The sequence below is a fragment of the Sinorhizobium sp. NFACC03 genome, from assembly GCF_900103435.1.
In the GTDB taxonomy this organism is placed as follows: Bacteria; Pseudomonadota; Alphaproteobacteria; order Rhizobiales; family Rhizobiaceae; genus Ensifer.
Map to the genome: position 1 here is coordinate 22,852 of NZ_FMXF01000050.1, position 6,115 is coordinate 28,966.

Sequence of the window (6,115 nt, forward strand, 5' to 3'; positions counted from 1 at the left end):
GGGCACAATTCGAGCAGCGGGCGATCAATCGGCAAACAGCTTCTCGATCAGATCGGCCGCTGAGCCCTGCCAAAGCTCTCCTTTGCCGGTTCCCGCCCAAAGGGAGAGGAAGTCCGCCGATCCCTTTGCTGCAGACGCGCCTCTGATATCGCGCGTGAACTTGTTCTGGGCCGGGAAGGGCATTGCGGCGGCGGCGTCCAGCTCGTTCATGAAGCGGTTCTCGATGCCCCGAGCAAACCGGCCGGAGAAGGCGCGCGTTGTCCGCGTTGCGCGTTCCGTGCCCTGGAGTGCGGCGCGATAGGCTGCCGAGGTTCCTGCTTCGGCGGTCGCGAGGAACGCCGTTCCCATCTGCACCGCGCTGGCGCCCATGGCGAGGACCGACCGGATATCCACGGCCGTCATAATGCCGCCTGCCGCGATCAGTGGCACCTTCGCCTTCGGGAGGGTTCGGGTCAGCAGATCCCGAAGGCCGATTTCACTGTCCGCGGCCTCGGGATCGAAAATGCCGCGGTGGCCGCCCGCCTCAAAACCCTGGAGGGTGATCGCATCGACGCCGCTTTCTTCGAGCGCCTCTGCTTCCTCCGGTGTCGTCGCCGTGCCGATGATCAGCATCCCCGACTTGCGCGCGGTCCGCATGTACTCGGCAGGCAGCACGCCAAAGACGAAACTAAGGACTGCCGGCTTCGCCTTCAGCACGGCCTCGAACTGCTGATCGAAATCCTCTTCATAGGGTGCGGCGAATTGCGGCGCCGGCAGATCAAGTTCTGAACGGTACTTCGCCGTCGCGGCCACCGCCCGCTCGACCGTCGCCGCGTCGATCTGCGGCTGCGGGTGCTGGATGAAGAGGTTGATCGCAAAAGGACGGTCGGTGCCTGCACGAACCTTGTCGACGAACTCGGTGATGGCCGCCGGGCTCGAATAGGCTGCGCCGATCGACCCGAGCGCTCCGGCTGCCGAAGACGCGATGACGAGCTCCGGCGACGAGGGGCCGCCGGCCATCGACGCGACGATCAACGGGTGCTTCAGGCCGAGTCTCGCCAGGGGATCCTGCATATTCGATTTCCTCAATGAAGGTGCGTTCTTGCGTGCCGGCGGCGTGCGGGCTGAGGTGACGGTTGACGAGCGGTCGCATTGATCGCCCGATTATGCCGCACCATAAAGGAGACCCGGAGCGGCCAAAGGTCAACTGTACAATGGTCGCACTGTCGAACGGGCGATCATGCAGCCGAGCAGTTGCGGCGAGATCGATTGGCTGGCACAGTCGCTCCGTGACGAGAGCCCATGAGGACCCTGATGTCGCGACCGACGGACAAGCAAGACCCATCTCCAAACCTTGTCGAACACTATCGGCCAGTGCAGCTCAAGGCCGTGCTTGCCGCCTGCGCGGTGAAGCATCGCGAACCTCCGCCGCCCCCATCGGAGGAACGCTTCTATGGATCGCAATTGCCGGAGGGATTCCACCTCCCGCAATCGGTCTACGACGACTAGACGCGGCTTTCGCAATCAGTTCGTTGCCAGCGTCCAGGCCATGCCTGCAAGCGCGCAGGCAAGCAGCGTCGTGATCACCGAGGCGTTGAAGCGGAAGATCGCCACGCCGGCGGCAAGCGTCAGCAGGAGCGACGGCAGTACCAGCGACCCTAGCACCGGTATGTCGAGCGCGAACGGCCCGAATTGCCCGCTCACGAGCTCCCCAAACAAGGTGTGCAGCCCGAACCAGACGGCAAGGTTGAGAATAACTCCCACAACGGCGGCGGTGATCGCCGACATGGCGCCCGTGAGCGCGATGTTGTTCCGCAGCCGCTCAATGAAGGGCGCCCCAAGAAAGATCCAGAGGAAACACGGGACGAAGGTCACCCAGGTGGTCAGCATCGCCCCCAAGGTCGCCGCCATCATCGGATGGAGCGTGCCCGGGTCGCGGTAGGCGCCCATGAATCCGACGAACTGGACGACCATGATCAGCGGCCCCGGCGTCGTCTCGGCCATGCCGAGGCCGTCCAGCATTTCGCCGGGCTTCAGCCAGCCGTAGTGCTGGACGGCCTCCTGGGCGACGTACGCGAGCACGGCATAGGCGCCGCCGAAGGTGACGACCGCCATCTGGCTGAAGAACAGGCCGATCTGGCTGAAGACGCTGTCCCGACCGAGGACGATGATGAGCAACGCCAGGGGCACGAGCCACAGCGCAAGCAGCACGCCGGAAATCCGCAGCGACCATGCAAGGTTGGGGCGCGCATGCGCGGGGATTTCCTCGCCGAGCGCGGAGTCCTCGTCCTTCAGAACCGGGCCCGTGCCGCCCTTGTGTCCACCGCCAATGCGAAAGAGCGGCGAACCGGAGCGAGCGCCGATATAGCCGAGCACGCCGGCTGCCAGGATGATCAACGGGAAGGGAACGCGGAAGAAGAAAATGGCGACGAAGGCGGCGGCCGCAATGCCGATCATCATTCGGTTCTTGAGTGCTCGGCTGCCAATGCGGAATACAGCCTGGACGACCACCGCGAGTACGGCGGCCTTCAGGCCGAAGAAGAGGCCTTCGACGACGGTGACATTGCCGAAGGCGGCGTAGATGTAGCTCAGACCGAGGATCGCCAGGAAACCCGGCAGAACAAAGAGAAGTCCGGCAACGAGGCCGCCGGCGGTCCGGTGCAGGAGCCAGCCGATGTAGACGGCGAGCTGCTGCGCCTCGGGTCCGGGCAGCAGCATGCAGTAGTTCAGCGCATGCAGGAAGCGATGCTCGCCGATCCAGCGCTTCTCATCGACAAGGATGCGATGCATCACCGCGATCTGTCCGGCAGGGCCACCGAAGCTGAGGGCCGCAATGCGTGCCCAAACCCGGACGGCTTCGCCAAACGGGATGCCGTGGCTTTGCCGTTGCCGCGCCATTTCGGGCGCGGCCTTGTCAGCGATATCGGTCATCTCAGGCGTCCTTCTTGGGCGAGGGCCAGTTGTGCGTCTCGTTGGTAGCATCCCGGCACCAGCGATAGAAGGCGTCGTAGAGCAGCATCCCCGCATCCAGTTGCTCCAGGTCGTCGGCATACATGCGCGAGAGACCGAGGGAGGCGGCAAGCAGGCCCGGCGCCTCGGGCGCAAGCTCGGGACGGGCGGTGTCGGCCCCGCGCACGATGGTGGCTAGCCGCAGAAGCGGAGCGGTTGCAAGGCCGAACTGCTCGACCATCACGTCAAAGGTGCAGAGTTCACCGCGATGGCTCCAGCGGATCGGAGCATCGATATCGAAGGGCGTAGCGCCGAAGCGCTCGCCGACCATCTCGACCTCTGACGGCGCCACATACAGGAAGACAGCCTTCGGATCGACGAAACGACGGATCAGCCAGGGGCAGGCGATGCGGTCGATCTTTGGGCGTGCCCGCGTAACCCAGACGGTCCTACCGCCGGCGTCCCGTTCGGGTATCGCGGAAGCGGGCACGGCCGGATAGCCGCCATCCGCCCAAGCCTCGAAACCGCCTTCGAGCACGTCGGCAGCAATGCCGGCATTGCGAAGCCAGGCGGCAACGCCATGGCTGAGCTTCTTGCCCTGCTGGCAGATGATGATTGCCGATGCCTTGGCGACGTCGTCGATCCAATCCTGAACCTGGCGGTAGTCGCGCCTGTACGAACCTGGGATGAGGCGGGGATCGGCGTCGAAATCTTCGTCGATCCTGACATCGATCAGTGCGGGACAGTTCGGCGTGCCGATGAGGCGAGAGAGTTTTTCCGAGGATATTTCGAGAAATGACGACATGACGCGTCCTCCGGATGAGCGGTTGAGTGGACGCGATGCTTCGGCTGGCGCCTCATGGGGTGATCGCACCCCCATGCGCAAAGTTTTCCGCTCTTTGAGCGGACTGTCAAGCCGGCAATCAAGAATGGAAGAACGTCGCCGATCCGCTGTCCTGAGTGCGGAAGGGCGCCGCACTCAGGACGCAGACGCTCGGCGTGTTCGGGCTATTTGCCGGCGTCCTTGGCTGCGGTCTCTATGATGTTGGCAACCTTTTCCGCTTGCGAGGCAAAGACGGCGTGGCTTGCCTTGATCTCGCTTACCTGGCTGCCGGCGCGCTTCGCCATGCTTCGTTCAAGGTCCGGATTGATGGCGCGATCTTCGGTCGCTACGACCGCCCAGCTTTTCTTCGTCCGCCATGCCGGATCGCCGGACTTGGCGGTGAAAACCTCTTTTGCGGCAAAGACCTGCGACTTCGCCGCAAAGGCCGCTTCCGCTTTGGGAAGGTCGGCAGCGAAATCAGCAGCAAACGCTGTCGGATCGAGATAGAGATACTTGCCGTCGGTGGTTTCCTTGATGCTCATTGCCGCCGGCGGCTTCGATCCGACAAGCGTTGCCAAATTCTCGCCCTTGTCCGGCTGAAACGCTGCGACGTAGACCAATCCTTCGACCTTCTGGTGATGTCCGGCTTCGCTGATCACCATACCGCCGTAGCTGTGCCCGACGAGCAAGGTCGGCCCATCCTGCAGGTCCAGAACACGGTTCGTCGCCTCGACGTCGGCGGCAAGCGAGGTTAGCGGTTCCTGCACGACCGTCACGTTGAAGCCGCGCCGCTCCAGGATATCGCTGGCCTGTCGCCAGCCCGAACCGTCGGCGAAGGCGCCGTGCACGATGACGATATTCTTGATGTCCGCAGCCTGGGCGGCGAAAGCAACCACGCTCGTTGCAAAGGCGAGGGCAAGAGTAGGGATGATTCGGCGGCGCATGCGATCGTTCCTTTCGGGGCCGTTGAGGTGACGATCGCAATCTGGTCCGGCGAGGTATCCCGGATATGTCGGCCGCCACCAGCAATTGTACCGCAATGTAAGGGGTCGGCTCAGGTCGCAGCGAAGCACCGCGGGAAGGGCGGCTCCCCGGTGCGTTCCGTCTGGCCTCAATGGCAGAATACGGGCGGACTGTGCCCTATGATTCAACCAGGATCACGATTGATTCCGGCACGACGCCATCAAAGACCATCGCATCGGCCGCGGCCTGGGTCTGCATGGCTTTCGACAGGGCGTCCAGATCGGGGACATCCATGAGAATGGCCACCCGGGTCTGATCCTGGGGATCGACGAAGGTTCGAATGCTGGTCACGCCGAGCGTGCTGAAGAACTCCTTGCGCTTCGGTGATTTCAACCAGTGTTCCGCGCTTTTCGTGATCTTGTGGTGGGCGATGATGGTCGGCATTGCATCCTCCCTGTCGCGGCATGGACGAACTTTTTCCTGTGCGGCCGCGTTCCCTCACGGAAGGCTCCGTCGGCCCGACTGTCAATTAGCCCGTCGGAAGTAGGTGCCGCTACCGGGAGGATACTGCTGATGCCTAAATTCGTGACCATTGGATATGGAGACCGTGCAGGCTACGACCGCACGGCGGCGGACGTCCGTGATGCGGCGCACGCGCATGATGCGGAACTTCGTGCAAGAGGAGCCTTGATGGGGATCGCCGGAGCGCCTGTTCAGGTGCGCAACGCCAACGCCGCGCATGTCGAGAAGCGAAGCGGTCCGTTCATGTCGTCTTCGCTTCCTGTGGCCGGCTTCGCGGTGATCGAGGCCGCAGACCTGGCCGAAGCGATCGATATGGTGTCACGCACCCCGTGCGCAGTGGCTCATGGGGTGGTCGAGGTCTGGCCGCTCGAGACTCCTTAAGTCCGACGATGTGTCGCCCCTGCTTAAGAGGCTTGGGCGACCAATGTTGGTTCCTGTATCTCGATGGCGCGGCTCTCGATTTTTGCCTCCGCGGCTACAGCCTGCTCTCTGTTGTCTCTGAAGAGTTTCCACTTTGTCGGCCGGAAGGCGATGCGGCTGTGGTCGCCGGCGGCGGCGCGTTCGGGCGACAGTTCGATCTCGACATGCGGATGGTTGCGGCCCAGGTCGAGTTCGAGATGGCGGGTGCCGGCAACGCGGCGGCTGGCGGTGACGAGACCGGCAAGACAGCCGCCGCAGCCGTCGATCAGCTCGATGTCGTGTGGGCGGAAGTGCAGATTGGCCGGCCCGTCCGGCTCGGACGGAGCCCTGAGCCCGATCGGCCGGTCCTCGAACCAGATCTCGCCGTTCTGGAGCGTGACGGCGAGCGCGTTCGACTGGCCGATGAAGCCGAAGACGAAGGGCGAGACCGGATGGTCGTAGATCTCGTCGGGCGTGCCG

The 6,115-nt window shown here is 63.7% G+C and carries 8 protein-coding genes; 2 read left to right on the top strand and 6 right to left on the bottom strand.

What is annotated here, in order from left to right:
- Positions 1–24: 24 nt before the first annotated feature.
- Positions 25–1,053, bottom strand: coding sequence for an NAD(P)H-dependent flavin oxidoreductase (locus tag BLU35_RS32910; RefSeq protein ID WP_093236245.1), 1,029 nt, complete (start codon positions 1,051–1,053; stop codon positions 25–27).
- Positions 1,054–1,293: 240 nt separating this feature from the next.
- Between BLU35_RS32910 and BLU35_RS32915 the strand changes: the two genes are divergently transcribed.
- The gene (locus tag BLU35_RS32915; RefSeq protein ID WP_093236246.1) at positions 1,294–1,488 is read left to right on the top strand and encodes a hypothetical protein; all 195 of its coding nucleotides are present in this window, start codon (positions 1,294–1,296) and stop codon (positions 1,486–1,488) included.
- 15 nt (positions 1,489–1,503) lie between these two features.
- Here BLU35_RS32915 and chrA read toward each other — a convergent pair whose 3' ends face one another.
- The 4 genes from chrA to BLU35_RS32935 form a co-directional block, all read right to left on the bottom strand.
- Positions 1,504–2,910, bottom strand: coding sequence for a chromate efflux transporter (chrA, locus tag BLU35_RS32920; protein ID WP_093236247.1), 1,407 nt, complete (start codon positions 2,908–2,910; stop codon positions 1,504–1,506).
- A 1-nt stretch (position 2,911) separates the two neighbouring features.
- On the bottom strand, positions 2,912–3,733 hold the full coding sequence (locus BLU35_RS32925) for a chromate resistance protein ChrB domain-containing protein (protein WP_093236248.1): 822 nt from the start codon (positions 3,731–3,733) through the stop codon (positions 2,912–2,914).
- A gap of 203 nt (positions 3,734–3,936) precedes the next feature.
- On the bottom strand, positions 3,937–4,695 hold the full coding sequence (locus BLU35_RS32930) for an alpha/beta hydrolase (protein WP_093236249.1): 759 nt from the start codon (positions 4,693–4,695) through the stop codon (positions 3,937–3,939).
- Positions 4,696–4,891: 196 nt separating this feature from the next.
- A complete protein-coding gene (locus BLU35_RS32935) occupies positions 4,892–5,158 on the bottom strand; it encodes a hypothetical protein (RefSeq protein WP_057248480.1) in 267 nt (88 codons plus the stop codon).
- Positions 5,159–5,287: 129 nt separating this feature from the next.
- On the opposite strand from BLU35_RS32935, the gene BLU35_RS32940 reads away from it, so the two are divergent.
- A complete protein-coding gene (locus BLU35_RS32940; protein WP_058326277.1) occupies positions 5,288–5,617 on the top strand; it encodes a YciI family protein in 330 nt (109 codons plus the stop codon).
- A gap of 23 nt (positions 5,618–5,640) precedes the next feature.
- Here BLU35_RS32940 and BLU35_RS32945 read toward each other — a convergent pair.
- On the bottom strand, positions 5,641–6,115 hold a 475-nt coding region (locus BLU35_RS32945), incomplete at its 5' end, for a TOBE-like domain-containing protein (RefSeq protein WP_176907545.1).

Excerpts from the sequence above, each read along its gene's own strand:
- BLU35_RS32915 (WP_093236246.1), top strand. The coding sequence starts at position 1,294 with ATGTCGCGACCGACGGACAAGCAAGACCCATCTCCAAACCTTGTCGAA.
- BLU35_RS32910 (WP_093236245.1), bottom strand. The coding sequence starts at position 1,053 with ATGCAGGATCCCCTGGCGAGACTCGGCCTGAAGCACCCGTTGATCGTC.
- BLU35_RS32925 (WP_093236248.1), bottom strand. The coding sequence starts at position 3,733 with ATGTCGTCATTTCTCGAAATATCCTCGGAAAAACTCTCTCGCCTCATC.
- BLU35_RS32935 (WP_057248480.1), bottom strand. The coding sequence starts at position 5,158 with ATGCCGACCATCATCGCCCACCACAAGATCACGAAAAGCGCGGAACAC.
- chrA (WP_093236247.1), bottom strand. The coding sequence starts at position 2,910 with ATGACCGATATCGCTGACAAGGCCGCGCCCGAAATGGCGCGGCAACGG.
- BLU35_RS32930 (WP_093236249.1), bottom strand. The coding sequence starts at position 4,695 with ATGCGCCGCCGAATCATCCCTACTCTTGCCCTCGCCTTTGCAACGAGC.
- BLU35_RS32940 (WP_058326277.1), top strand. The coding sequence starts at position 5,288 with ATGCCTAAATTCGTGACCATTGGATATGGAGACCGTGCAGGCTACGAC.